General features: G+C 72.0%; 20 protein-coding genes. 8 read left to right on the forward strand and 12 right to left on the reverse strand.

The annotated features are described in order from the left end of the window. Positions 1 to 66: 66 nt before the first annotated feature. From AB0J06_RS00630 to AB0J06_RS00645, 4 genes are read right to left on the reverse strand one after another with little or no spacing between them, the layout of a single operon-like run. On the reverse strand, positions 67 to 3,495 hold the full coding sequence (locus AB0J06_RS00630) for a hypothetical protein (protein WP_357423038.1): 3,429 nt from the start codon (positions 3,493 to 3,495) through the stop codon (positions 67 to 69). Positions 3,496 to 3,550: 55 nt separating this feature from the next. Next, entirely contained in the window at positions 3,551 to 3,871 is a 321-nt protein-coding gene (gene cutA, locus AB0J06_RS00635) for a divalent-cation tolerance protein CutA (RefSeq protein WP_357423040.1), read from the reverse strand. Between the two features lie 6 nt (positions 3,872 to 3,877). Continuing rightward, a complete protein-coding gene (locus AB0J06_RS00640) occupies positions 3,878 to 4,900 on the reverse strand; it encodes a 1-acyl-sn-glycerol-3-phosphate acyltransferase (RefSeq protein ID WP_357423042.1) in 1,023 nt (340 codons plus the stop codon). Next, positions 4,900 to 5,733, reverse strand: coding sequence for a patatin-like phospholipase family protein (locus AB0J06_RS00645; protein ID WP_357423044.1), 834 nt, complete (start codon positions 5,731 to 5,733; stop codon positions 4,900 to 4,902). The genes AB0J06_RS00640 and AB0J06_RS00645 overlap by 1 nt, the downstream gene beginning before the upstream one ends. Before the next feature lie 138 nt (positions 5,734 to 5,871). Between AB0J06_RS00645 and AB0J06_RS00650 the strand changes: the two genes are divergently transcribed. Continuing rightward, entirely contained in the window at positions 5,872 to 7,209 is a 1,338-nt protein-coding gene (locus tag AB0J06_RS00650; RefSeq protein ID WP_357423046.1) for a serine/threonine-protein kinase, read from the forward strand. 152 nt (positions 7,210 to 7,361) lie between these two features. On the opposite strand, the gene AB0J06_RS00655 is transcribed toward AB0J06_RS00650, so the two are convergent. The 7 genes from AB0J06_RS00655 to AB0J06_RS00685 all read right to left on the reverse strand — a co-directional run bounded on the left by AB0J06_RS00655 (position 7,362) and on the right by AB0J06_RS00685 (position 14,826). Then, entirely contained in the window at positions 7,362 to 8,687 is a 1,326-nt protein-coding gene (locus AB0J06_RS00655) for an ABC transporter ATP-binding protein (protein WP_357423048.1), read from the reverse strand. A gap of 107 nt (positions 8,688 to 8,794) precedes the next feature. Continuing rightward, positions 8,795 to 9,259: an SRPBCC family protein gene (locus AB0J06_RS00660; protein WP_357423050.1), complete on the reverse strand. Its 465-nt coding sequence runs from the start codon at positions 9,257 to 9,259 to the stop codon at positions 8,795 to 8,797. Positions 9,260 to 9,423: 164 nt separating this feature from the next. Next, positions 9,424 to 10,950 (reverse strand): trypsin-like peptidase domain-containing protein, encoded by a 1,527-nt coding sequence (locus AB0J06_RS00665; RefSeq protein ID WP_357423052.1) that lies wholly within the window; start codon positions 10,948 to 10,950, stop codon positions 9,424 to 9,426. 63 nt (positions 10,951 to 11,013) lie between these two features. Next, positions 11,014 to 12,576, reverse strand: coding sequence for a HAMP domain-containing sensor histidine kinase (locus tag AB0J06_RS00670; RefSeq protein ID WP_357423054.1), 1,563 nt, complete (start codon positions 12,574 to 12,576; stop codon positions 11,014 to 11,016). Beyond that, complete coding sequence (locus AB0J06_RS00675; protein ID WP_357423056.1) at positions 12,573 to 13,274, reverse strand: response regulator transcription factor; 702 nt, start codon at positions 13,272 to 13,274, stop codon at positions 12,573 to 12,575. The genes AB0J06_RS00670 and AB0J06_RS00675 overlap by 4 nt, the downstream gene beginning before the upstream one ends. Before the next feature lie 83 nt (positions 13,275 to 13,357). Continuing rightward, on the reverse strand, positions 13,358 to 13,996 hold the full coding sequence (locus AB0J06_RS00680; RefSeq protein ID WP_357423058.1) for a PadR family transcriptional regulator: 639 nt from the start codon (positions 13,994 to 13,996) through the stop codon (positions 13,358 to 13,360). Next, positions 13,993 to 14,826, reverse strand: coding sequence for a DUF4097 family beta strand repeat-containing protein (locus AB0J06_RS00685; RefSeq protein WP_357423060.1), 834 nt, complete (start codon positions 14,824 to 14,826; stop codon positions 13,993 to 13,995). The genes AB0J06_RS00680 and AB0J06_RS00685 overlap by 4 nt, the downstream gene beginning before the upstream one ends. A gap of 197 nt (positions 14,827 to 15,023) precedes the next feature. Here AB0J06_RS00685 and AB0J06_RS00690 point away from each other — a divergent pair, with 197 nt between their 5' ends. From AB0J06_RS00690 to AB0J06_RS00710, 5 genes are all read left to right on the forward strand, one after another. Then, on the forward strand, positions 15,024 to 15,683 hold the full coding sequence (locus tag AB0J06_RS00690) for a hypothetical protein (RefSeq protein ID WP_357423063.1): 660 nt from the start codon (positions 15,024 to 15,026) through the stop codon (positions 15,681 to 15,683). 166 nt (positions 15,684 to 15,849) lie between these two features. Next, complete coding sequence (locus tag AB0J06_RS00695) at positions 15,850 to 16,761, forward strand: ABC transporter ATP-binding protein (protein WP_357423065.1); 912 nt, start codon at positions 15,850 to 15,852, stop codon at positions 16,759 to 16,761. Then, a complete protein-coding gene (locus AB0J06_RS00700; RefSeq protein WP_357423067.1) occupies positions 16,758 to 17,585 on the forward strand; it encodes an ABC transporter permease in 828 nt (275 codons plus the stop codon). Before AB0J06_RS00695 ends, AB0J06_RS00700 begins: the two co-directional genes overlap by 4 nt. A 273-nt stretch (positions 17,586 to 17,858) precedes the next feature. Further along, the gene (locus AB0J06_RS00705; RefSeq protein WP_357423069.1) at positions 17,859 to 21,614 is read left to right on the forward strand and encodes a multifunctional oxoglutarate decarboxylase/oxoglutarate dehydrogenase thiamine pyrophosphate-binding subunit/dihydrolipoyllysine-residue succinyltransferase subunit; all 3,756 of its coding nucleotides are present in this window, start codon (positions 17,859 to 17,861) and stop codon (positions 21,612 to 21,614) included. Positions 21,615 to 21,714: 100 nt separating this feature from the next. Then, on the forward strand, positions 21,715 to 21,891 hold the full coding sequence (locus tag AB0J06_RS00710; RefSeq protein WP_357423071.1) for a DUF6104 family protein: 177 nt from the start codon (positions 21,715 to 21,717) through the stop codon (positions 21,889 to 21,891). Between the two features lie 75 nt (positions 21,892 to 21,966). On the opposite strand, the gene AB0J06_RS00715 is transcribed toward AB0J06_RS00710, so the two are convergent. After that, positions 21,967 to 22,140, reverse strand: a complete 174-nt coding sequence (locus AB0J06_RS00715; protein WP_357423073.1) for a hypothetical protein — start codon at positions 22,138 to 22,140, stop codon at positions 21,967 to 21,969. A 207-nt stretch (positions 22,141 to 22,347) separates the two neighbouring features. Here AB0J06_RS00715 and AB0J06_RS00720 point away from each other — a divergent pair, with 207 nt between their 5' ends. Both AB0J06_RS00720 and AB0J06_RS00725 read left to right on the forward strand, forming a co-directional pair. Next, entirely contained in the window at positions 22,348 to 23,262 is a 915-nt protein-coding gene (locus tag AB0J06_RS00720; protein WP_357423460.1) for an alpha/beta hydrolase, read from the forward strand. A 49-nt stretch (positions 23,263 to 23,311) separates the two neighbouring features. After that, positions 23,312 to 23,836, forward strand: coding sequence for an aminoglycoside adenylyltransferase (locus AB0J06_RS00725; protein ID WP_357423075.1), 525 nt, complete (start codon positions 23,312 to 23,314; stop codon positions 23,834 to 23,836). Positions 23,837 to 23,859 lie beyond the last annotated feature (23 nt).

A 23,859-nucleotide genomic window follows, 5' to 3' on the forward strand; every position in this document is an offset into this window, starting at 1 on the left:
CGCGGTCGATAACCCCGGGAACCCCCGTACGGGAGGTAGGGACAGCCCTACCTCCCGTACCCCCGTTCAGGTCATCCGGCCCACCGCGCCGCGCAGTCGCAGCAGGTCGCGCCGGCGTCGCTCGTACGTCATCGCGAGCGCGATCAGCGCGAACCCGCCGGCGGCGAGGTAGATCCAGCGGGGCAGCAGGTCCCAGACGGCGGCCAACTCGTGCAGGGCGAGCACGACCAGGGCCGCCCCGCCGAGCAGCACCGGGGCCTGGCGGCGCTGCTGCGCGCCGACCAGGACCACGAGGACGGCGCCCGCACCGAGCAGCAGGCGACGCAGTGGCTGGCCGTCGGTGACGAGGATCGTGCCGAGCGTGGGGAGCAGCGCCGCGGCGAGCCCCGGCCCGTACGCGATCCAGCTGGTCAACTGCGGCCGCGACCGCAGGGCGAACCCCCCGGCGACCAGGGCGGCCAGCGCGGCCGGCAGCGTGTAGGCCTCGGGCACCGCGACCTGCGCGCCGGCGAGCAGCAGCCACCAGCCGAACAGTTCGGCGCCGCCGGCCATCGTCGCGAGGACGCGCGGCCGCTGCAGGTCCGAACGCGGATCGGCGCCGGCACGCCACGAACGCAGCGCCCGCGTGCCGAGGGCGACGCCCCACAGGGTGCAGACGGCCGCGCCGTGCCGGATCGCGTCGCCGGTCAGCAGCAGGGCGACGAGCGCCCCGCCGTGGCCCGCCGCCTCGATCGCCACCGCCTCCAGCGGGCGTCGCGCGGCGAGCGTCGCGCCGAGGGCGAGCGCCAGCGCGGCCACCGCCAGCACCGCGAAGGCCGCGGCGTGCAGCGGCAGATCGGCGGCGCGGGACGCGACCACCGCGAGGGTCACGCCGACCGCGACCGCGGCGAGCCACCCGGCGGTCCGGGCGAGCCGGGTACGCCCGGCCGCCCCCGCCGCGCCGGCGGCGACGATGGCCAGCCCCAGAGCGGCGAGCGTGGTGCCCTTCAGCGGGAGCGCCCCGGCCAGCCCGGCGCCGGTCAGCACCACCCCCAGCGGTACGCCGATCGGCGCGATCCGTAGCCGGGGTGCGGCCAGCGCCGCGCCGAGCAGGGCGGCGAGCCCGAGGACGAGCGCGACCGCCGGCACGGTCGGCCAGGCTGCGCCGATCGCCGTCAGGGTCACCGGCAGCGCCGCCGCGGCGACGGGCAACGCCGTCATGAGCGCCCGACGGGCCCGTCCGTGGGCCCACCCGGTGACTGCGGCCGCCGCGGTGAGCAGGATCAGCACCGCGGGCGTGGTGGCGCCGACCGCCTCCCCGCCGGCCGGACCGAGCCCCACCCCGTGCGGCGCGCCCGTCCAGATCGCGCCCAGCCACCGGTACGGAGCGGCGAGTACGGCCCCGAGCGCCGGCACCGCCGGCAGGGCGGCCCGGAGCAGCAGCAGGGCCGCGCCGACCCGGAGCGCCACCCGCACCCCATCCGGGGGGCCGAGCAGCAGGCCGACAGCGAGCAGGAGTACGCCGAGCGCCGCATAGCAGTCCTGCGGCTCGCCGGTCCACGCGATCCTGGGCCACATGGCGGGCACGAGCGCCGCGACGACGAGCGCGACGGTGGTGTACGACAGGTAGCGCCGCCGGAGCGCGACCGACGCGCCGAGCAGGAGTGCCGCCGCCGCCATCGCACCCCGGGCCTGCCACTGGGGGGCGGCGCCCGCGGCGACGAGGGTGGCCGTCACGCCGGCCGGCACGGCGAGGAGCGCGACCGTCAGCGCCACGCCGGCGATGACCCGTCGATGCCGGGCCGTCTCACCTGATGTGGACGGTCGGGGTACGGGGAGCGCGGCGAGAAGACCGGTCAGTGCCACCGCCGCGAACACGGTCGCGGCGATCGCGGGCCGGGTGAGCGCCGCCAGGACGGCGTGGCCGGTCAGGAGCCATCCGGCGCCCGCGCAGACCAGGGCTGTCCCATCCGCGCGCTGTCGGACGGCGGCGAGCAGCAGCGCGGCGGCCGCGATCAGGTCCAGCGCCGGCACCGCCCACCCGGGGAGATCGACGGCGGCCGGCAGAGCGAGTACGGCGAACGCGGCGCCGCTGACCAGGACGGCGGGACGGGCGGCGCGCGGCAGCAGCACGGCACGCCCCACCGCGGCCAGGACCACCGCCACGGGCAGTTGCCAGTCGAAGGGGATCCCGCCGATCCCGAAATGGGGCCGGAAGACGTCGGCGGGGAAGAGGTCGGCGCGGAGGAGACCGGTGCGGAGCACGGTCGCGGCGGCCACCACCAGCGTCATCACGGTCACCACCCCGGCCAGCACGCCGACCAGGACGTGGCCGGCGACGCGCGGACCCGGCTGTACCGCGGTCGGGAGGAAGCGCCCGGCCGCCGCGACCGCTGCGACGAGCCCCACCACGACCAGGGCGCTGCCCAGCAGCAGCGAACCGCGGAGTTCGGCCACCGGGCGCAGGGCCGCCGCGGCGACCGCCATCACCAGCGCGCCCCCGGCGACGGCCTGGAACATCGCGCTGCGGGCCACCACACCGCCGGCCACCAGCAGCAGTGCGACGACGACCAGCGGTACGCCCGCGCCGACGCCCCGGACCGCCGCCAGCGCGACGAAGGCGGCCCGCGTCGCCTCCACCAGCAGGGCGGCGTACGCGACCCAGGCGGTGATCCGCACCGCGTGGGCGACGCCGGCGCCGCGTACCCGCCGGATCAGCGCCAGGTCCAGCGCCGCCGTCGCGGCGAGCACCAGCGACGCGCCGGCGACGTGCGTGATCGGAACGACGGCGAGCAGCGGGAGGACGGGTTGCGCCGCGACGAGGGCGGCGAAGCGCGGTGCGGCCAGGCCGGTGAGCCGGGTGTAGCCCATGGCGACCGCGGCGGTCACCGCGCAGACCAGCGCGGCGTAGCGGGTGCCCGGCCAACCGGCGACCCCGAGCAGATCGACATACCAGGCCGCGTAGCCGTCGAGGAGCACCAGCAGCAGCCCGACCGCCGCGAACGTCTCGGCCGTGGCGGTCAGCGACCGGCGCAGCGCGAGCGGCGGTGCGGCCAGCGTCAGCACGGTGAGAACGGCGAGGATCACGGCCCGCCCGGCGATCCCGAAGGTCGCCCACGCGACCGCCGTGAAGACCACCGCCGCTGTGCCGAGCAGCAGCCCACCGAGAATGAACAGCAGGTTCTGGACGGTCCGGGTGGAGGCTTCGGGGCGTACCCCGGTGGTCGGTGGCGGGCCGAGCCGCGCCGGCGCCGGACCCGCGACGAACGCGGCCGCCCGCACCCGGGTGGCCAGGTCGTTGCGGCGCTGCCGCAGGTCGTGGAGGGTGGCGGCGAGCGTCGCGTACGCCTGCCGGGCCTGCTCGACCCGGACGTTCAGCGCGTGGATCTCGCCGTCGAGGCGGATCACCTCGGCGGCCGCGGGGTCGGGCGCGCGTCCGCAGCCCGGGCAGGGCGCGGCGAGGGTCGCGGGAGCACCGCAGACCACGCAGGGATAAGGGCTGGTCGGACTGGTCACGCCAGCATCCTGTCGCCCCCGCGCCAGCCGGCACAGAGTGCGGGTACTCAGCCGGTCAGGGCCGGGTGTGCTGGTGGACCCAGGCCGTGTAGTCCGGGTTGCCGCTGCTCACCGGGATCACCAGGATCTCGGGCACGTCGTACGGGTGCGCGGTGCGCAGGTAGGTGACGAGCGTGTCGACCCGGTCGTTCGCGGTCTTGAACTGCAACGACCACTCCTGCGAGGTCTCCATCCGCCCGTCCCACCAGTACGTGCTCTCCACCGCGCCGGCGATCTGCGCGCAGGCGGCCAGTCGGCCGGCCACCGCCGACGCCGCGAGCACGTCCGCCACGGACCGGGCGTCGACCACGGTCGTCACCACGGAGATCTGTTCCATCGGCACCTACTTTCCCGGAACCAGGGTTCGGTTGGCCTCGATCCACTCGTCGATCCGCGCCCACCAGTCATACAGCCAGTCGATGCGCTGCTGCCGCCCTGCCGGCACCTCCTCGCGTGGGACGGACCAGAACCGCATCGTGATCTGCTTATCCATCGGCAGTTCGCGCCACACATCGGCCGCCGTGAGCATCCGGTCCAGCCCGGTGTGCGCCACGAAGACGACCCCGGCGTCCGGCGCCGCGTCCAGTGCGGCGAGCAGGCCGCCCGGCCGGGGCGCGAGCACGTGCCGCATCGCCTCAGCCCGTTGCGCCATCTTTTCCAGGCCGAGCGCGCGCAGCCGGTCGATCGCCCGCGTGCGCCGCCCCGGCGTGAAGTTGCCGCCCTCGGGGAAGATCACGAAGGCGTCGTTGTCGTCCAGCCCGGTCGCCAACTGCCCGACGTGCTCCTCCAGCGGCGGGCCACCCTCGCCACCGGGCGCGATGAAACGGTTGGGCAGCCGGTTGAGCAGCACGTCCACGGCCGGGTCCCACTGCAGCGAGTCCTTGAGCACGATCCTCGGCTCGCGGTCGAACCAGTTGACCAGGGCGTGGATCAGGATGAACGAGTCGCCGGGCCCCGCGTGCCGGCAGACCACCAGCTCGGGACGGCCCGGCTGAGCGGTGTCCGGGTCGGTGCCGACCACCTCGATCCGCAGCCGCAGCGTCCACCGGGCCTGCCAGAACAGCACGGTCAGGAACCAGCCGGCGAGCACGTAGTGGGCGCGCTGGAACGCCTGGCTCCGCGCCCACCGGCCGAAACCGGAGGCGAGCCAGAGCACGAAGAGGGCGACCAGCGCGGCGGCGTCCCAGACCAGGTAGACCACGGCGATCCAGAGCAGCCGCAGCGGACGTAGATGACCGGGGACCAACGGCGAGACCGCGGCGGCGAGCAGCAGCCAGACCGGCAGGGTCGTCAGCACGAGGCCGGCGAGGAAGACCACGGCGGGCCCGAGGAGCAACCGCCGCAGCCACCTCGGAGGCATCGGCATCAGGCACCGTCCAATTCGGACAGGTAGCGGCGGGAGGCGGTGTACGCGCGGCTGATGCGTCGGCCCACCGCGGCCATGTCCCGGTAGGCCCACGGGGTGTCGTCACGCGGTTCGCCACCGCCGGTCGGCAACACGTGCACGGCTACATCGTCGGGGAGCGCCGCCAATTCCCGGGCGAAGCGGTGCCGTCGGGCGATCTCGAACGCCACCTGCGCCACCTCCCACGGCCGCCGGGCCGGAGTCAGCGGACGCTCGATCCGCCCGACCTGGAGGACGAAGACCACCTTCGCGCCGGCGTGCACCGCCTCTCCGATCGGGATCGAGTTGACGATGCCGCCATCGACGAAGTGCTCGCCGTCGATCTCGGCGGGCGGCAGCAGCCCCGGCACAGACGCGGAGGCGAGCACGGCGTCCACGACCCGTCCGCTGTCGAACCAGTGCTCCGCGGCGCGCTCGATGCTCGCCGCGCAGCAGCGGAACGGCACCAACAGATCGGCGAAGGTGGTCTCCTCCCCCACCTCACGCTCCAGCAACCGCCGCAACGGGCGAGGCGAGTGCAGGTGCGTACGGGCGGCGAAGCGGCGCAGTTGACGGGCGACGGAGTCGCCGTACACCTCGCTCGCCTCCGGCGACGCCCAGAGCCGCACCAGCCGATCGGTGACGCCCTCGGTGGGGTCCGCGGCGACCAGTGCGCCGTTGACCGCGCCGATCGAGGTGCCGAGGACGAGGTCCGGCCGGATGCCGGCCCGGAACAGCGCGCGGAGCATGCCGACCTCGACCGCGCCGAGCACGCCGCCACCACCGAGTACGAACGCCACCGGCCCCTTGAGCATGGCGTTCATCCTGTCACGCAGGTGTTACCGGTGGTCGACGGCGGGGCCCGGCGCCGGCCGATCAACCCGCCGTTGACATGACGTACCGATTCACGGAGCCTGATACGACCTCCATCCACCGGGCAGGTGCGACGAACGATGCCATCGCTGCACGCGGGTGACCTGCTCGCCCGCAGGTACCGCCTCATCGACCGGATCGGCGCCGGTGGAATGTCCGTCATCTGGCGCGCCCATGACGAGGCCCTCGGCCGCATCGTCGCCGTGAAGGTGCTCGCCGCCGAACTGGCGGCCGACGCGCGGTTCCGGGCGATGGTCCGCGACGAGGCGCGCGCCGCCGCGCAACTCGTCCACCCGCACGTGACGGCGGTCCACGACTACGGCGAGACGATCGCCGGAGACGGCGATGTCACCGCGTTCGTGGTCATGGAACTGCTCGACGGGGAGTCCCTGGAGGCGCGGCTCACCGGCGGCCCGCTGCCCTGGGCCGAGGCGGTCGAGATCTGCGCACAGGTCGCGCAAGGACTCGCCGCCGCACACCGGATCGGCATCGTGCACCGCGACGTCACACCGGCGAACATCATGATGACCGCGACCGGCGCGAAGGTGCTGGACTTCGGCATCGCCGCCCGCGTCGGCGCCCCCGACGAGGACGAGGAGGGCGACAGCTTCGGCACCCCCGCCTACGTCGCCCCCGAACGGCTCGACGGCAGGCCGGCCCAACCCGCCACCGACACGTACTCGCTCGGCGTGCTGCTCTACGAGACGCTGACCGGCCGACCGCCGTACCCCGTCGAAACCTGGGACGACCTCACCGAGGCCCTGCGCAACGAGATCCCGCCCCTGACCGGGGTGCCCGGGCTACCGCCGCCGGTCGCCGAGATCTGCCTGCGGTGCCTCTCGCACGACCCGGTCGAGCGTCCCACCGCGCGGCAGGTCGGGGCGGCCCTGCGCGGACAACTCCGGCCGGCCGACCAGGGAACGCCTTCGTCACCCCGCCGGGTCGCCGGGCTCGTCGCGGCCGGTGCCCTCGCGCTCGCCGCCGCCTTCCTCGTCGGCTCCGCTGTGCACAGACCGCCGTCGGACGCGCGGGGGCCCAACCCGTCGACCGCGGCTCCGGCATCACCGCCACCCACCGGGACCGCCTCCGCTGTGCCCGGGGCGCCGAGTCCCGCAGGCTCCCGGCCGGCGGCGCCGCACACCGGCATGCCCAGCGTGCGCGGGACGCTGGACCAGGTGGGCGACCTCATCACCGAAGGGGTGGCCGACGGGGCGATCCGCCCGGACGCCGGCACGGACCTGCAGAACCTCCTCCGCAACCTGCGGTCCGCGCTCACCCGCGGGGCGGTCGACCCGACCCGGGCGATCGCCGAGCTTCGGGAGAAGGTCGCGGTCCGCGCCACCGAGGGCGCCATCACCGACGCGTACGCGGACGGGCTCGACGCCGCGCTCGCCCGGCTCGCGTGCGTGGACTGTTAACTGTTGCTGTCCAGCCCCGGCTCCGCACCGTCGATCAAGGACTTTCCCGTCGATCAAGGTCAAATTCACACCGCGGGAGATCGTTCCGTGCGCATACGCCCCTGATCGACGCAGAGAGACGGGCGCGGGCGCAGGGGGCGGGCGCGCGGGGGCTAGCGGAGGCGGATGCGGGCGCCCGTGCGGTCGAAGAGCAGCATCCGGTCGAGATCGACGGCGAGGGTCATCTGCTCCCCCTCGCGCGGCAACGCCGGCGCGGGAACCCGGACCACGATCTCGCCCGCGGCGGGCGGCTCACCGGGCAATGCCGGGTCGTAGGCCGGGTAGAACCCGAATTCGGTACGGGCCGTCGCCGGCGGCTCATCCTGCCGCTGTCTCGGGATCATCCGGGCGAGCGTGTGCCGCAGCGGCTGCCCGGACGGCGGCTCCTCGGCAAGGACCTGCGACAGATGTCGTGCGGGGTCCGGCAGCTCCAGCCGCGTCTCGGCGCCCGACGTCGGGAGCATCCCGGTCGCGAGGTGCACCAATGCCTCGTGTCCCAGGTTCTCCACCATCCGTACGGCGCCACGCAGCAACGGTCCGGGCGTGGCGTCCGCGACCGGAGTGAGCGCGTCGGCCCGCAGCGCCACGGTGACCCGATCCGTGTGCCACCGGGCCAACGACGCCAGCCGCGGGTCGTCGCGCGGCAGTTCGATCACCTGCGGTCCCAGGTCGAGCACGACGCGTCCGCTGTCGGCGTAGACCGCCGCCTGCAGGAGACTGGTCCGCGGCGTGCCGAGGAACGCCGCGACGAAAACGGTCGTGGGGTCGGCGTACACCTGCGCGGGCGGGCCGGACTGTTCGAGCCGGCCCCGGCGCAGGATCGCGACCCGATCCGCCATGGCCAGCGCCTCGGACTGGTCGTGCGTGACGTAGAGCGTGGTGACCGCCAACCGCCGTGCGAGCGTCGCCACGTCGGCGCGGAGTTCCGCGCGTAACCCGGCATCCACGTTGGACAGCGGCTCGTCGAGCAGGAAGGCCCGCGGTCGGCGGATGATGGCTCGGGCCATGGCGACGCGCTGGCGCTGACCGCCGGAGAGATGACCGGGGAGTCGTCGCAACAGCTCCGTGATGCCCAGATGCTCGGCGACCTCGGCGACCCGCCCGGCGACGTCGACCGGTGGCTCGTGTGCCGCCCGCAACGGGAAGCCGATGTTCTGGGCGACCGTGAGGTGCGGATAGAGCGGGTAGTCCTGGAACACCATCGCGACCCGTCGCTCACGGGCGCTGACCCGGTCGGCGACCACACCATCGAGCAGGACGTGCCCGCTGGTCGCCTCCTCCAGGCCGGCGACGAGCCGCAGGATCGTCGACTTGCCGCAGCCGGTCGGCCCCAGCAGGACCATGAACTCACCCGACCGGACCTCGATGCTCACGTCGTCGACCGCGACGGTCCCGTCGTGGAAGACCTTCGTCAGCCGGTCGGTGGCGATGGCGACCATGGCGACCACCTCCTGCCGCCATCGTCCGGCGTCCGGACGGGCACCGCCACCGGGAAGCGCCCGATGGCGGCCGCGCAGCGCCGGACGGCCCGATGCCGGCAGACGCACTAGGCGGTACGGCCCGCCATCCGGTCGGCCAGTGCCCGCGCCCGGAACGCCTGCACCCGCGCGGCCGTGCGGAGAACATATCCCCGCAACAGCGTCGGCATCCGCAAGGTCACCGTGGCGGTGACGAGTGAACCGGCTTCAGCCGGCTCGATGTCGAAGACGAAGCGCACCGTCACCCGGGCGGAGCTCAGCACCTCCATCACGAGCTGACGCCCGGGTACGGTGCCGGTCTGCGTCACACGCAGCAGGTTGTCGTACCGCAGCGGACCGAGGATCGCGAAGCGCTCCACCGCGACATACCGGACGACCTCGCGCCCCGTGGCGTCGGTTTTCCGGAGCACGTCGCGGACGGCGACGATCAGCGGTGACAGGCCGATGTGGTTGGCCGGTTCGGCGAGGTGTGCGTAGACCCGGTCGGGCGGGGCGGGGACCGCGAAACGATCGGAGAAGGTCTCGATGCGCATGCCGAAAACATAGAGCGCACCTCATGGACGCAGGGGTCTGACTCCATAGAGGAACGGCGGGTGGTGCGACCAACCCCCTTGGTCACACCACCCGCCGCTTGTGGGGAGGAGGTGAAAGTCCGTTGAGCGACGAGTGCTCGCCCCTGAATGCTCCGGGTACCTTCTTAGGACGCTTCGGCCAGCGTCACGGTTGCCGTGCGCTCCGCGCCGTTTCGGGTGTACGTCACCGTGGCGCGGTCGCCGACCTTGCCGGACTGCACCGCCGAAACCAGGCCGTCCGAGTCGTTGACCGCCTTGCCGTCGAACTTCGTGATGATGTCCCCCTTCTGCAGGCCCGCCTTGTCGGCCGGGCCGCCGGCAGTGACCGCGCCGACCACCGCGCCGCCGTTCGGACCGCGGGAAACGCTCACGCCGATGAACGGGTGGCTGACCTTCTCACCCTTGCGGAGCGCCTCCGAGACCGCCTTGGCCTTGTTGCTCGGGATCGCGAAGCCGACACCGATGTTGCCCTGGCTCTGCCCGGACGTGGCGATCGCGGTGTTGATGCCGATCACCTCACCGTTCGTGTTGACCAGGGCGCCACCGGAGTTGCCCGGGTTGATCGGCGCGTCGGTCTGCAGCAGACCGGACATCGAGGTGCCCGGGGAACCCGACGAGAAGGGGGTCTCCTGCTCTCCGCCAGCCTGGATGGTCCGATTCTCCGCACTGATGATGCCCGCGGTCACCGACCCCTGCAGCCCCAGCGGGCTGCCGAGCGCCAGCACGGTGTCGCCCACCTGCATCGCGCTGCTGTCACCGAACTTCGCCGCGGTCAGGTCGGAAACCCCTTCGGCCTTCACCACGGCGAGGTCCGTCTTCGGGTCCGTACCGACGACCTTGGCCGGGACGTTCTTCCCGTTGGCGAAGACCACGCTGACGTTGTTGCCCCGCGCGCTCTGCACCACGTGGTTGTTGCTCAGGATGTAGCCGTCGGCGGAGAGCACGACGCCCGAGCCCTCGCCGCTGCCCGTGGAGATCGAGACCACGCTGTTCTGCACCTTGGAGGCGATCTCGGCGAGCGACGAGCGGTTGATCACCGGGGCGGAGGCGGCGCTTCTGTCGGCGGAGACGCCGATGTTGTCGGTCAACGCGAGCGCCGCGGCGCCGCCGGCGATGCCGGAACCGATCATGAGCACCAGAGCGGCGGCGCCGGCAGCGGCGACCTTGGCAACCCGGCCGGGGCCGGGGGCCGCTGCGCCCGCACCGGGCTGCTGCGCCCAGACCGGCGGCTGGCCGCCACCACCGAGGTACGGCGGCTGCGGGGGTACTCCGCCGTGCGGGGCGGGTCCGGGGTAACCCGTCCAGCCACCCGGCCGCTGCGCGCCGGGGTACGGCTGCCCCGCGTACGGCTGCGGGTGCTGACCGTGCCACGGGTTCGGCGGGAACGGAGCGGCCGGCTGGTGCGGAGCCGGAGCGGGCTGCTCGGCCTGGTGCGCCGACGCGGTCGCCGGCTGCTCCGGTGTCGCGGCTCGCTGCTCCGGCGCCCCGGCGGGCTGCGCGAACGGCTCCGGCGCCCCGGTGGGCTGCGCGAACGGCTGGGTGATCGAGTCGGACTGCTCCCGCTCCACGCGGGGCAGCTCGGTGGTGGGCTGCGACGGCGCATCACCAGGATTCGCCGGCTGCCGCTGCGGGTTCGTCTCGTGCTCGCTCATGGTGTCTACCTTGCCCCCTGCTACTGCGACTCACCTTGTACGTGGCTGGAAGTTCTCTGTGAATCAGGGCTCATCGATGGCGGAGTCGGACTCCGACGCCAGCGGCAGCTTCACCCGGAAGGTCGTCCCCTGCCCCGGCGTGCTTTCCACCTCGACGCTGCCCGCCTGTGCGGAGACCAACGCGGCCACGATGGCGAGGCCGAGTCCCGTCCCGGTCGCGCCCCCCGTGCGGCGAGTACGGGCGGCGTCGGCGCGGTAGAAGCGTTCGAAGACGCGTTCGGCGTGCTCGGGCGGGAGTCCCTGGCCCGTGTCAACGACCTCGATCACGGCCAGGCTGCCCGGCTCGGTGCGCAACCGCAGCGTGACCGAGGCCTCCGGCGGCGTGTGCGTGATCGCGTTGGTCATCAGGTTGCCGAGCACCTGGCGGAGCCGACCGTCGTCGGCGAGCACCACCAGCGGGCCGGCCTGCGGCGCGACCTCGAGCCGGATCGTCCGCTCGGGTGCGACCGCGCGGGCCGCCTGCACGGCGTCGCTGGCGAGCACGCGCAACTCGACCGGGGCGAGCGCCAGGGGGCGCTCCCGGTCCAACCGGGCGAGCAGCAGCAGGTCCTCGACGAGGAGTCCCATCCGCGCCGCCTCGTCCTCGATCCGCCGGACCAGCCGGGCGGTCTCTTCCGGGGATCCGGCCGCTCCCTGCCGGTAGAGCTCCGCGAAGCCGCGGATCGTGGTCAGGGGCGTCCGCAGCTCGTGCGACGCGTCGGCGACGAACTGCCGCATCCGCTCCTCGGAACGGCGGGCCCGTGCCTCGGAGGACTGCGCGGCGATCGCCGCGTCGCGGGCCGCCGCCTCCGCGGTGCGGGCTGCCGTCTCGGACGCGGCCCGGGCGGTGAACGCCGCCTCGATCTGGGCGAGCATCGCGTTGAGCGCGCGGGAGAGGCGTCCCAGCTCGGTCTGCGGCTCCGGCTGACCGGGCTCGGGGTCGGGTACCCGGCGACTCAGGTCGCCGGCGGCGATCGCCGCCGCCGTCTGCTCGATCGCGACGAGGGGCTTGAGGCTGGTCCGGACGAGGGCCGCGCCGAGCGACGCCAGGACGATCAGGGCGACCCCGCCCACCAGCACGTCGATCCAGATCAGTTGACCGACCGCGCGGTCGACGTCGCGCAGGTTCTGCCCCACCCCGATGAACTGCCCGCTCGGGAGTTTGGCGTAGTACATCCGCCACCGCAGCGCGCCGTCGCGGGCCCGCTCCGTATGGAACTCACCCCGCTGCTGTTCGAAGCCGTTCGGGTCGGTCGGCAGCGGCGGCAGGTCGTTCGACGCCAGCCGCCGGTCGTAGACCGGTCCGTCGACGTTGCCCACCTCGTCGATGACGACGATCAGGTAATCGGTGGGGGGTCGGACCTCGGTGGTCGAGCCGGGCGGAACGGTCAGGGTGACCGCGCGCAGCGTGCCCACGTACGACTTGAGTTCGGAGTCGATCTGGCCGACGAGATAGCTGCGGAGCGCGACCGCGCTGCCGGCGCTGATCACGACGAGGCCGGCCGCCATCAGCGCGAGGACCGAGGCGACCAGTTTGACGCGCAGGGGGATGCCGCGGAGCCGCGCCCACCGACGCCCGCCGTTCACGCCGCGGGTTTGCGCAGGACGTACCCGACACCGCGCAGGGTGTGGATCAGCCGCGGCTGCGTGTTGTCAATCTTGCGGCGCAGGTAGGAGATGTAGGACTCGACGATGTTGTCGTCACCGCGGAAGTCGTAGTTCCAGACGTGGTCGAGGATCTGCGCCTTCGACAGCACCCGGTTGGCGTTGAGCATCAGGTAGCGCAGCAGCTTGAACTCCGTCGGCGAGAGCTGCACCCGCTGGCCACCGCGGTAGACCTCGTGGGTCTCCTCGTCGAGCTCGAGGTCGGCGAAGGTGAGCCGGGCGGTGGCCGGTTCGCCGGTGGCGGTGCGCCGCAGCACGGCCCGGATCCGGGCGGTGAGTTCCTCGAGGCTGAACGGCTTGGTCACGTAGTCGTCGCCGCCGAGCGTGAGGCCCCGGATCTTGTCGTCGGTCGCGTCCCGCGCGGTCAGGAAGACCACCGGGGTACGGGTGCCCGACTCGCGCATCATCCGCAGCACCTCGAACCCGTCGAGGTCGGGGAGCATGACGTCGAGCACCACGAGGTCGGGGCGGCGTTCCTTCGCCGCGTCGACCGCCGCGCTGCCGCTGGTCGCGGTCGCCACGTCGAAGCCGGCGAACCGCAGGCTGGCGGAGAGCAATTCGAGGATGTTGGGATCGTCCTCGACGACGAGCAGTCTCGCCTCGGTCTGCGGTGCGGCCATGCACCCATCTTCGACCCGGCGACTGGGGCCCGGCTGAGGGGTTGCTGAAAACTACCTGAAAGCGCCGCCAGCGCGGAGAACGCTCAGCGCAGCAGCCGTCGCAGCGCGGCGAGCGTGCTCTGCAGCGCGGTGACCACCATGCGCACCTGCGTCTCGGTCAACCGGGCGTCCCGGATCAGCTCGCGCAGCTCGGCGCCGAACGCCACGACGTGTCGGTCCAGCTCCTCCGCCGGGTCCGGCGGCGTGGTCGGCCCGGGCTGCCCGTACTCGGCGCCGGGCCGGGGCGGCGCCGTCGACCTCGTCCGCGGCGGCTCCCAGCGAGCGCGGCGGGTCTCCCGCGTCGCCTCCCGCAGTTCGCGCTTCAGGTCCCGTACCGAACCCCGCACCTCGCTCTGGATCTCACCGGCCAGGGTCGTCAGATCCTCGACCGAGGCCCGGATGTCCGATTCCAGCGCCGCCAGCTCGCCGGCCCGCTGGCGCAGCTCGGCCCGCCCGGCATCGGTGATCTCGTAGACCTTGCGACCCCCGGCGGCGGTGTGCGTCACCAACCCTTCCACCTCCATCCGCTGCAGCCGCGGATAGATGGTGCCGGCGCTCGGCGCGTAGAGGCCGAGGAACCGGTTTTCCAGCAGCCGGATCAGCTCGTACCCGTGCTTCGGGCCGTCGTCGAGGAGCTTGAGCAGGTAGAGCCGCAACCGGCCGTGGCTGAAGACGGCGGTCACACCGGCTCCTCGTCGAGATCGTCATCCACCGGCCGGGAGAGCAGCGTGATGCCGCCGGAGGTCGTGGTCGCCCAGAGTTTGCCCGCGCCGTCGCCGATCACACCCGCGCTCTCCGTGGACCAGCTCGGCCCCTGCGCCGCGCGAAGCTGCGGGAAGGCGCTGGTGATCCGGCCGGAGGTGGTGTGCAGGCGCACGGTGAGGTCGCTGTCCTCCCGGACCCGTACGGTCACGCTGCCCGAGGTGGTGGCGAGCCGGATCTCGCTCTCCCGGGGGTTGTCCAGGTCGCAGGTGATCGATCCGGAGACCGTGCGGGCGTGCACCCGCTCGGCGGAGCTGTCGGCGAGGATCAACTCGCCGGAAACCGTCTCCAGGGTGAGGTCGCCGGCGACGCCGAGCGCCTCGACCGGGCCGGAGACGAGCTTGGCGCTGGTGCGGCCGGCGAGCCCCATCAGGGTCACCTGGCCCGAGGTGACGTCGACGTGGGTCGCCTCGCGCAGCCCTGAGGCGATCACCGAGCCGTGGATCATGTGGAGATCGGCCCGGACGTGGGGCGGAATCGCGATCGAGACGTCGACGCGGAACCGGCGGCCGAGTTGGGAGACCCACCACAGCAGACCGGGCCACCCCGGCATCCGCTCGTGGCGCAGGGAGAGGCGTCCGTCGCGCTGCTCGACGATGATCGGTTTGCGTCCCGCGTGCGTGATCTCGACCCGCGCCGGGCCGTCCGTGGCGACGACATTGAGCCGCCCGGAGATCAGATAGACGTCGAGCCGGCTCACGGGCTCGTCGAAGGTGAGCCGCTGCGGACCGTCCACAGTCCACGTGCCCATGACGCCTCCTCGGGATGAGCCCGGGTGAGCCTACGCGGCGGCGCGGCCCACCCGGCGATGCGCGGGTCCCCCTCTCGGTACGGTAACGCGATACATCGCGATATGCCAAGGACTCGATGTCGATCGGGTGAACGCCGTTGGTCGATGTGCGATCGTGGGCGCGCTCCTGTGCGCGCATCCGACCGGAAGGCCGAACGGTGATCATCGAGCGACGGTTCAACGGACCCCCCGGCTCCGGCAACGGCGGATACTCCGCAGGACTGATCGGCGCCGAACTCGGCGGCGACGCTCCCGCGCAGGTGACCCTGCGCCTGCCGCCCCCGCTCGACCGGACTCTCGCGGTGACGCCGCACGGCGCCGGGATCGCCGTACGCGACCCGGACGGCGGACTGGTCGCCGAGGCGGTGCCGGTTGACGCCTTCGACGCGGTCGTGCCGCCGGTGCCGTACGACCTCGCGGTCGAGGTCTCCGCGACGTATCCGGGCTTCACCGACCATCCCTTCCCCACCTGCTACGTCTGCGGCCCGCGGCGGGAGGATGGCCTCCGCGTCTTTCCCGGCAGGCTGCCGGACGGACGGACCGCCGCGCCGCTCGTGCTGCCGGCGGAGACCGGCACGGAGACGGTCTGGGCGGCGCTCGACTGTCCGGGCGGATGGTCGGTCATCGCGCCGGGACGTCCGTACGTCCTGGGACGGATGGCCACGGTCATCCGAGCAGTGCCGCCGGCCGGGGCCCGGTGCGTGGTGGTGGGCGCGTCGGTGGGCGTGGAGGGGCGCAAGGCGCTGGTGCACTCCACGCTGTACGGACCCGACGGCGATCTGCTGGCGTACGCCCGGGCCACCTGGATCGCGATGTAGCCGGCGCTCCGTGGCGGCGCCCCACCGGCCGCGGCCTCCCCTCGAGGACGAGCAACTCATGCCCACGAAGGAGACACGCCTGGGTCTGCCTGCGGATTGACCTTGTCCCGCCGAGCGGCCACGCTGTGCGGCGGTGCCCGGTGGGCACCCTCACGGGAGGAGAGACATGTCCGACGGACAGATCGTCGTCTCCGGTCTGACTAAGCAGTACCGCAACGTCAGAGCGGTCGACAACCTGTCGTTCACCGTGGAGCCCGGTCGCGTCACCGGCTTCCTCGGCCCGAACGGCGCCGGCAAGACCACGACGCTGCGCATGGTGCTGAACCTGGTCACGCCGACGGCCGGCAACGCGACGATCGGTGGGCAGCGCTACGGCGACCTCGCCGAGCCGCTGCGCCACGTGGGCGCCGTGCTGGAGGCGTCGAGCGCACACAAGGGACGTACCGGCGCGAACCACCTGCGGGTGATCGCGGCAGCGGCGGGGCTGCCCCGCCAGCGGGTCGACGACGTCCTGGCGATGGTCGGGCTGACCCCGGCGGCGAAGCGCAAGTTCAAGGGGTACTCGCTGGGCATGCGCCAGCGGCTCGGCATCGCCACCGCGATGCTCGGCGACCCGAAGGTGCTGATCCTGGACGAGCCCGCCAACGGGCTGGATCCGGAGGGCATCCGCTGGATGCGCGACCTGCTCAAGTCGCTCGCCGCGCAGGGGCGCACGGTGCTGGTCTCCAGCCACCTGCTCTCGGAGATGCAGATCCTCGCCGACGACCTGGTCATCATCGCGGCCGGCAAGCTCGTCACGCAGGGCCCGGTCGACCAGGTGATGGGCTCGATGTCCGGCGCCGCGCACGTGCGGGTACGCACCCCGCAGGCCGACGCGCTCACCGCCGCCCTCACCGCGCAGAACGCCACCGTGACACCGGCTGAGGACGGTGCACTGCTGGTCCTCGGAGTCGACGCACCGGCCGTGGGCCGGGCGGCGCTCGCCGCGGGCGTCGAGCTGCACGAGCTCGCCACCGATCGTCCCGACCTCGAGCGGGTGTTCCTGGAACTCACCGCGGGGAAGGCGGCCATCCGATGAACCTCGTACGCAGTGAACTACTCAAGATCCGGACCACCAGCACGTGGTGGGTGTTCGCGTTGATCACCCTTCCGCTGTGGGCACTCGCCCTGTTCTTCAACTACCTGCAGGCGGACGCCCTGCTCCACCCCGAGCGGCTCGGGGAGGTGCCTCCGGAGCAGGCGGAGCAACTGGCCGCGGCGGCGGACGTGAAGAACATCGCCGCGAATCTGTACACCACCGGTCAATTCAGCAGCCTGCTGATCGTGATGCTCCTCGGCATCATCGTGGTGACGAGCGAGTTCTTCCATCAAACGGCGACCACCACGTTCATCACCTCACCGCGCCGAACCGCGGTGATCCTGGCGAAGTTCGTCGCGGCGTGCGTCCTCGGCCTGTTCTTCTGGGCGATCATCACGGCGATCAACATCCCGGTCGGGATGCTGATCCTCCGGGGGCAGGACGTCGATCCGCAGCTGGGTACACCCGGGGTGTGGCAGGCGATCGCGCTCAACGGACTCGCCTACCTGCTGTGGGCGATCATCGGGGTCGGCTTCGGAGTGCTGATCAGAAGCCAGATCGGGGCCACGGTCGCCGCGATCGTCGTGTACTTCGCGGGCTACATCGGGGCGATCATCTTCTTCTCGACCCTCGCCAACCGGTTCGGCGATTGGATCAACAATGTCCAACTCTTCGTGCCACCCCTGGCCTCGCAGCTGATGGTCTCCGGAACGGATCTGCCGGGGAACCCACCCCGCTGGGCCGGCGCCGCCGTGCTGATCGGCTACGCGGCCGTCACCGGGATCATCGGCACTCTGATCACCCGCCGGCGGGATATCTCCTGACCGGAACGGGCGTGCGGAGCGTGACGCTCCGCACGCCCGACGCGGCCCTGTGAATTGCGACCGGGATTGCAAGGGGCGTTGGTCGGCTGGCCGGGCGCGCGCGGCCGACAGCGCCCGCCGGCGCAATTTCACGCTTGTGACACGCGACACGACACGCGTGCGACAATGCTCGCCGATCGCGCACGGCGTAGCCTGGGAGCGTCTTCACACTCAAGCCCCGTGTGGCGGCGCACCAGCGTGAACCATCCCGCGTGAAAGAGGCGATTACCGGCCGTGTCGACCCAGCAGACTTCGCAGGAGAACCCGCTGGCGGGTTTCGGTCCTAACGAGTGGATCGTCGAGGAGATGTACCAGCGGTACCTCGCTGATCCCTCCAGCGTCGACCCGGCCTGGCATGACTTCTTCGCCGATTACCGGCCCGAGTCCGGCCAGACGGCGACGCCGACCGAGGCCGCGGCCTCCGCTGGAGCCGCTGGCGCCGCGCGCGCCGGCACCAGCGCCCCGGCCGCGAAGACCTCCCCGGAGCCGAAGGCCGCCGAGCGCGCCGCGACCGCGCCGAGCAAGCCGGCGCCGTCCCCGACTCCGGCGACCCCGCCGGCGCCGAGCGTGCCGACGAGCAAGGCCGCGGCGCCGGCGAAGCCCGCCGCGAAGGCGGCCCCCGCCAAGGCGACTCCGGCCAAGGGTGGCGCGCAGACGACCACCCTGCGCGGTGTCGCCGCGAAGATCGTCCAGAACATGGACGCGTCGCTCTCGGTCCCGACCGCGACCAGCGTGCGCGCGATCCCCGCGAAGCTCCTGGTCGACAACCGCATCGTGATCAACAACAACCTCGCCCGCGGACGCGGCGGCAAGGTCAGCTTCACTCACCTGCTCGGGTGGGCGATGGTCAAGGGCCTCGCCGCGCACCCGGAGATGAACCACTCGTTCGCCGAGGTGGACGGCAAGCCGGCCGTCGTCCAGCCCGAGCACGTCAACCTCGGCATCGCCATCGACCTGGTCAAACCGGACGGGTCGCGCAACCTGGTCGTGCCGTCGATCAAGGCGTGCGAGCAGATGGACTTCCGGCAGTTCTGGCAGGCCTACGAGGACCTGATCCGACGCGCCCGCCGCGGCGAACTGACCATGGATGACTACGCCGGCACGACGATCTCGTTGACCAACCCGGGCGGTATCGGCACGGTCCACTCGCAGCCGCGGCTCATGGTCGGCCAGGGCACGATCATCGGCGTCGGCGCGATGGAGTACCCGGCGCCGTACGCCGGCATGTCCGAGGAGACGCTCGCCGAGCACGCGGTCAGCAAGATCATCACGCTGACCAGCACCTACGACCACCGGATCATCCAGGGCGCGCAGTCCGGCGAGTTCCTCAAGATCATGCACGAGCTGGTCCTCGGCGAGCACGGCTTCTACGACGAGATCTTCACCGCGCTGCGGATCCCCTACGAGCCGGTGCGCTGGATGCGCGACGTGGCGGTCAGCTCCGAGGGGCAGATCAACAAGACCGCACGGGTCATCGAGCTGATCCACGCCTACCGGGTGCGCGGCCATCTCATGGCCGACACCGACCCGCTCGAGTTCAAGATCCGCAAGCACCCGGACCTCGACGTCCTGCAGCACGGTCTGACCCTGTGGGACCTGGACCGCGTCTTCCCCGTCGGCGGCTTCGCCGGCAAGCAGAAGATGAAGCTCCGCAACATCCTCGGCGTCCTGCGCGACTCCTACTGCCGGCGCATCGGCGTGGAGTACATGCACATCCAGGACCCGGAGGAGCGGCGCTGGATCCAGGAGCGGGTCGAGCGGAAGTACGAGAAGCCGTCTCCGGACGAGCACAAGCACGTCCTCAACCGGCTCAACGCCGCCGAGGCGTTCGAGACGTTCCTGCAGACCAAGTACGTCGGCCAGAAGCGCTTCTCGCTGGAGGGTGGCGAGTCGCTGATCCCGCTCCTCGACGAGGTGCTCCAGGCCTCCGCCGAGGGCGGGTTGGACGAGGTCGTCATCGGCATGGCCCACCGCGGCCGGCTCAACGTGCTGGCCAACATCGTGGGCAAGCCGTACGAGAAGATCTTCTCGGAGTTCGAGGGGCACCTGGACCCGAGGTCCACGCAGGGCTCGGGTGACGTGAAATACCACCTCGGGCAGACCGGCAAGTTCACCACTCCCGACGGCGAGCACGCGATCACCGTCTCGGTGACCGCCAACCCCTCGCACCTGGAGGCGGTGGACCCGGTCCTGGAGGGCATCGTCCGGGCCAAGCAGGACCGGATCGACCTCAAGCTGGAGGGCTACACCGTCCTGCCGTTGCTCGTGCACGGCGACGCCGCGTTCGCCGGTCAGGGTGTGGTCGCCGAGACGCTCAACCTCTCCCAGCTGCGCGGTTACCGCACCGGTGGTTCCGTGCACGTCGTGGTCAACAACCAGGTCGGCTTCACCACCGCGCCGGAATACAGCCGCTCGTCGCTCTACTCGACCGACGTGGCCCGGATGATCCAGGCGCCGATCTTCCACGTCAACGGCGACGACCCCGAGGCCGTGGTGCGGGTCGCGCGGCTGGCCTTCGAATACCGTCAGGCGTTCAACAAGGACGTCGTGATCGACCTGGTCTGCTACCGGCGGCGTGGGCACAACGAGGGCGACGACCCGTCGATGACCAACCCGCTGATGTACGCGATCATCGACCAGAAGCGCAGCGTACGGAAGCTCTACACCGAGGAGCTGATCGGGCGCGGCGACATCACGGTCGAGGACGCCGAGGAGCTGCTCCGCGACTACCAGGCGAAGCTGGAGCAGGTCTTCAAGGCGACCCGCGACGCCGCCTCGAGCGGCGCCCGGCCGAACCGCAGCCGGCAGCCGGAGCCGGAACCCACCGTCGAGACGGCGGCCGACCCCGCGGCGGTCCGCGCGGTCGGCGAGGCGCACGTGGCGCTCCCCGAGGGCTTCACTCCGCACAAGCGCATCCAGCAACTGCTGGACCGTCGGGCGAAGATGGCCACCGAGGGCAACATCGACTGGGGCTTCGGTGAGATCATCGCGTTCGGCACGCTGCTCGCCGACGGCGTCACCGTCCGCCTTGCGGGCCAGGACTCGCGCCGCGGCACCTTCGTGCAGCGGCACGCCTCGGTGGTCGACGCCGAGACCGGCAACGACTACCTGCCGCTCTCGTCGCTGGCCAAGCAGCCGGCACGGTTCTTCGTGCACGACTCGCTGCTCAGCGAGTACGCGGCGATGGGCTTCGAGTACGGCTACTCGGTGGAGAACCCCGAGGCGCTGGTGCTGTGGGAGGCGCAGTTCGGCGACTTCGTCAACGGCGCGCAGTCCATCGTCGACGAGTTCATCTCGTCCGGTGAGGTCAAGTGGGGTCAGCAGTCGGCGTTGACGCTGCTGCTGCCGCACGGCCACGAGGGTCAGGGTCCCGACCACACATCGGGCCGTCCGGAGCGCTACCTGCAGCTCTGCGCCGAGGACAACATGCGGGTGGCGATCCCGACCACCCCGGCCAACTACTTCCACCTGCTGCGTCGTCAGGCGCTGTCGACCAAGCGCAAGCCGCTCGTGGTCTTCACGCCCAAGTCGCTGCTCCGGCACAAGCTCTGCATCTCCTCCGTCGAGGACTTCACGACGGGGACGTTCCAGCCGGTCATCCCGGACACGGCGGGGCTGCGGCCCGAGGCGGTCAAGCGGGTGCTGTTCTGCACGGGCAAGGTCTACTACGACCTGGTGCAGGCGCGCGCCGAGCGGGAGATCACCGACACCGCGATCGTGCGGATGGAGCAGCTCTACCCGCTGCCGGTGGAGGAACTGCGCGCCGTGCTCGCCACATACCCCAACGCGGAGGACTTCGCGTGGGTGCAGGAGGAGCCGGCCAACCAGGGCGCGTGGTCGTTCGTCGCGCTCAACCTGCTGGAGCACCTGGAGGGTGTGCGGCTGCGTCGCATCTCCCGCCCGGCGGCGGCCGCTCCGGCGGTCGGGTCGATGAAGATGCACGAAGCCGAGCAGAGCGCGCTGATCGAGGCGGCTCTCCCCCGGCACTGACCCCGCATCGAAGGCACCGTCCCGTCGATCAAGGATTTCCGATCCGGAAGTCCTTGATCGACGGGCATAGTCCTTGATCGGCGCACACTGGAGCGAAGAGATGTACTTCACCGATCGCGGGATCGAGGAACTCGTCGAGCGGCGGGGCGAGGAGACGGTTTCCGTCGAGTGGCTCGCCGAACGGCTCCGCGACTTCCTCGACCTCAACCCCGAGTTCGAGACGCCGGTCGAGCGTTTCGCCACCTGGCTCGCGCGCCTCGACGACGAGGACGAATAGCGACCATCACGACGATCTTGGAGTTACCGCTCGGCAGTCGGCCATAGCTCCAAGATCGTCGTGATCACGGGTGGGTCAGGCCAGCGCGAGCCAGGCGGCCAGCCCGATCACGGCCAGCGCGACGACACCCGCGCCGATGACCAGAGGCAACTTCGACGCCGCCTCTTCCGCCACTGCCGCCGGCTCCGTCGTCTGGAACGCACGGAACGCTTCGGTACTGCCGCTCGGATCGAGATACTCGTCAGACATGCCGAAGACCCTAGCGAAGTCGGGTTGGCCGTACCCGCCCGCAGGGGCCACCCCAGCGCGGCGGCCACGCAGGCCGTCAGGCTGGACGGGTGCGGGCGCGCCGAATTCGGCCGCTTGAGCACATAACACCAACCGCGCGGTCGCCGCAGGAGGACCGGAAAGCTGGCCTCGAACGGCGGCTGTCCGTCTACTGTCGATCAAGTGAGCATGAAGCGGCTGGTAACTGGGGTGATCGCCCTGCTGATGCCGGTCGCGCTCACCGCATGCGGGCAGGCGATCGCCGCACCGGTTCCGGCGCCCCGCGCCGCAGCCGCGCCGCAGCAGGCGTACGCCGTCGGCGTGCGTACGCTCACCTTCGGACGCGGCACCGCCCGCCCGCTGCCGACCATCGCCTGGTACCCGGCCGCCTCCGGGTCGGCCGGCGACGCACCGCGCCGCAACGTCCCCCTCGCGGACGGCCGGTTTCCCATCGTGCTCTACAGCCACGGTCTGCACAGCATGCCCGCCCATCACGCCGCGTTGACGACGCGCTGGGCGGCGGCCGGATTCGTCGTGGTGGCGCCCGCCTACCCGTACACCAACCTGCGGACCGCCCGCTTCGATCGTGGCGACGTCCGCAATCAGCCCGCCGACGCGTGGCATGTCATCAACCAGGTGAGGGTCCTCAACGACGTCCCCGGAGATCTGTTCGCCGGGCGCCTCGACACGGCACGGGTCGCCGCGGCCGGCCATTCGGCGGGCGGCTACACCACCGCCGGCATGTTCACCCGCGGTCACTCCGCCCGGCTGCGCGGCGGCATCGTGATCGCCGGCGGCATGCGGGACACCTTCGGCGGACCCCCGGCCGCCATGTTGTTCGTGCACGGTGGGGCCGATCCGACCGTGAAGCTGGCGACCGCGCGGTCGGCGTACGACCGGACGCCCTGGCCGAAGGGCTTTCTCACACTGCCCGGGCAGCGGCACGGCGAGTACATGGGCCCGGGGCAGCCCGGCTTCGACCAGATCATGGCCACCATGACCGACTTCCTGCGCTGGACGCTCTACGGCGACGCCACCGCCCGCGGGCGCCTCCCCGCCGACGCGCAACGCCCCGGCGTCACCCGCTGGGAGGGACGGATCTGAGCGCCGAAAGCGGATGCCCCCGTACCCGCTGCCTCCTACGCTCGGTCCAATGACGGACGGCTCGACCACGCGGCAACTGCGGATCATCGTCGAGGTGACGCAACTGGCTGCGGGATCCAACATCGAGGTGTGGCTACGCGGCGGCTGGGCGATGGACTTGCTCCTCGGCGAGGTGACCCGACCGCACCGCGACGTGGACTGGTTCTGCTGGGCGGCCGACGCCGACGCGCTCACCGCCCTCCTGCGCGGCCGCGGCTACGCCGACGATCCCGGACCCCCGCCGGAGCAGCAACGGGACCTCGTGAAGGACGGCGTCGAGCTCAGCTTCGCGCTGCTGAGCCGGGACGCGACGGGAGAACCCGTTGTCGCCGGCGGACCGTGGCGCGGCACGGCGTACCCCGCCGGGATGCTTTCCGGCTGGGTCGGGCGGCTCGGGGACGTGACGTGTCCCGTCATCAGCCCGCACGTCCAGATCGAACTGAAGGAGATGTACCCGGTCTGGATGCCGGAGCGGCCCGTACGGACCAAGGACCGGGTGGACATCGCCCGGCTCCGGGCGGCCATCACGGGCTGACGACACGGGGTACGGGAGTCCTC

Source organism: Micromonospora sp. NPDC049679, assembly GCF_040659735.1.
Lineage (GTDB): Bacteria > Actinomycetota > Actinomycetes > Mycobacteriales > Micromonosporaceae > Micromonospora_I.

Excerpts from the sequence above, each read along its gene's own strand:
- cutA (WP_357423040.1), bottom strand. The coding sequence starts at position 3,871 with ATGGAACAGATCTCCGTGGTGACGACCGTGGTCGACGCCCGGTCCGTG.
- AB0J06_RS00640 (WP_357423042.1), bottom strand. The coding sequence starts at position 4,900 with ATGCCGATGCCTCCGAGGTGGCTGCGGCGGTTGCTCCTCGGGCCCGCC.
- AB0J06_RS00645 (WP_357423044.1), bottom strand. The coding sequence starts at position 5,733 with ATGCTCAAGGGGCCGGTGGCGTTCGTACTCGGTGGTGGCGGCGTGCTC.
- AB0J06_RS00650 (WP_357423046.1), top strand. The coding sequence starts at position 5,872 with ATGCCATCGCTGCACGCGGGTGACCTGCTCGCCCGCAGGTACCGCCTC.
- AB0J06_RS00655 (WP_357423048.1), bottom strand. The coding sequence starts at position 8,687 with ATGGTCGCCATCGCCACCGACCGGCTGACGAAGGTCTTCCACGACGGG.
- AB0J06_RS00660 (WP_357423050.1), bottom strand. The coding sequence starts at position 9,259 with ATGCGCATCGAGACCTTCTCCGATCGTTTCGCGGTCCCCGCCCCGCCC.
- AB0J06_RS00665 (WP_357423052.1), bottom strand. The coding sequence starts at position 10,950 with ATGAGCGAGCACGAGACGAACCCGCAGCGGCAGCCGGCGAATCCTGGT.
- AB0J06_RS00675 (WP_357423056.1), bottom strand. The coding sequence starts at position 13,274 with ATGGCCGCACCGCAGACCGAGGCGAGACTGCTCGTCGTCGAGGACGAT.
- AB0J06_RS00685 (WP_357423060.1), bottom strand. The coding sequence starts at position 14,826 with ATGGGCACGTGGACTGTGGACGGTCCGCAGCGGCTCACCTTCGACGAG.
- AB0J06_RS00695 (WP_357423065.1), top strand. The coding sequence starts at position 15,850 with ATGTCCGACGGACAGATCGTCGTCTCCGGTCTGACTAAGCAGTACCGC.
- AB0J06_RS00700 (WP_357423067.1), top strand. The coding sequence starts at position 16,758 with ATGAACCTCGTACGCAGTGAACTACTCAAGATCCGGACCACCAGCACG.
- AB0J06_RS00710 (WP_357423071.1), top strand. The coding sequence starts at position 21,715 with ATGTACTTCACCGATCGCGGGATCGAGGAACTCGTCGAGCGGCGGGGC.
- AB0J06_RS00715 (WP_357423073.1), bottom strand. The coding sequence starts at position 22,140 with ATGTCTGACGAGTATCTCGATCCGAGCGGCAGTACCGAAGCGTTCCGT.
- AB0J06_RS00720 (WP_357423460.1), top strand. The coding sequence starts at position 22,348 with ATGAAGCGGCTGGTAACTGGGGTGATCGCCCTGCTGATGCCGGTCGCG.
- AB0J06_RS00725 (WP_357423075.1), top strand. The coding sequence starts at position 23,312 with ATGACGGACGGCTCGACCACGCGGCAACTGCGGATCATCGTCGAGGTG.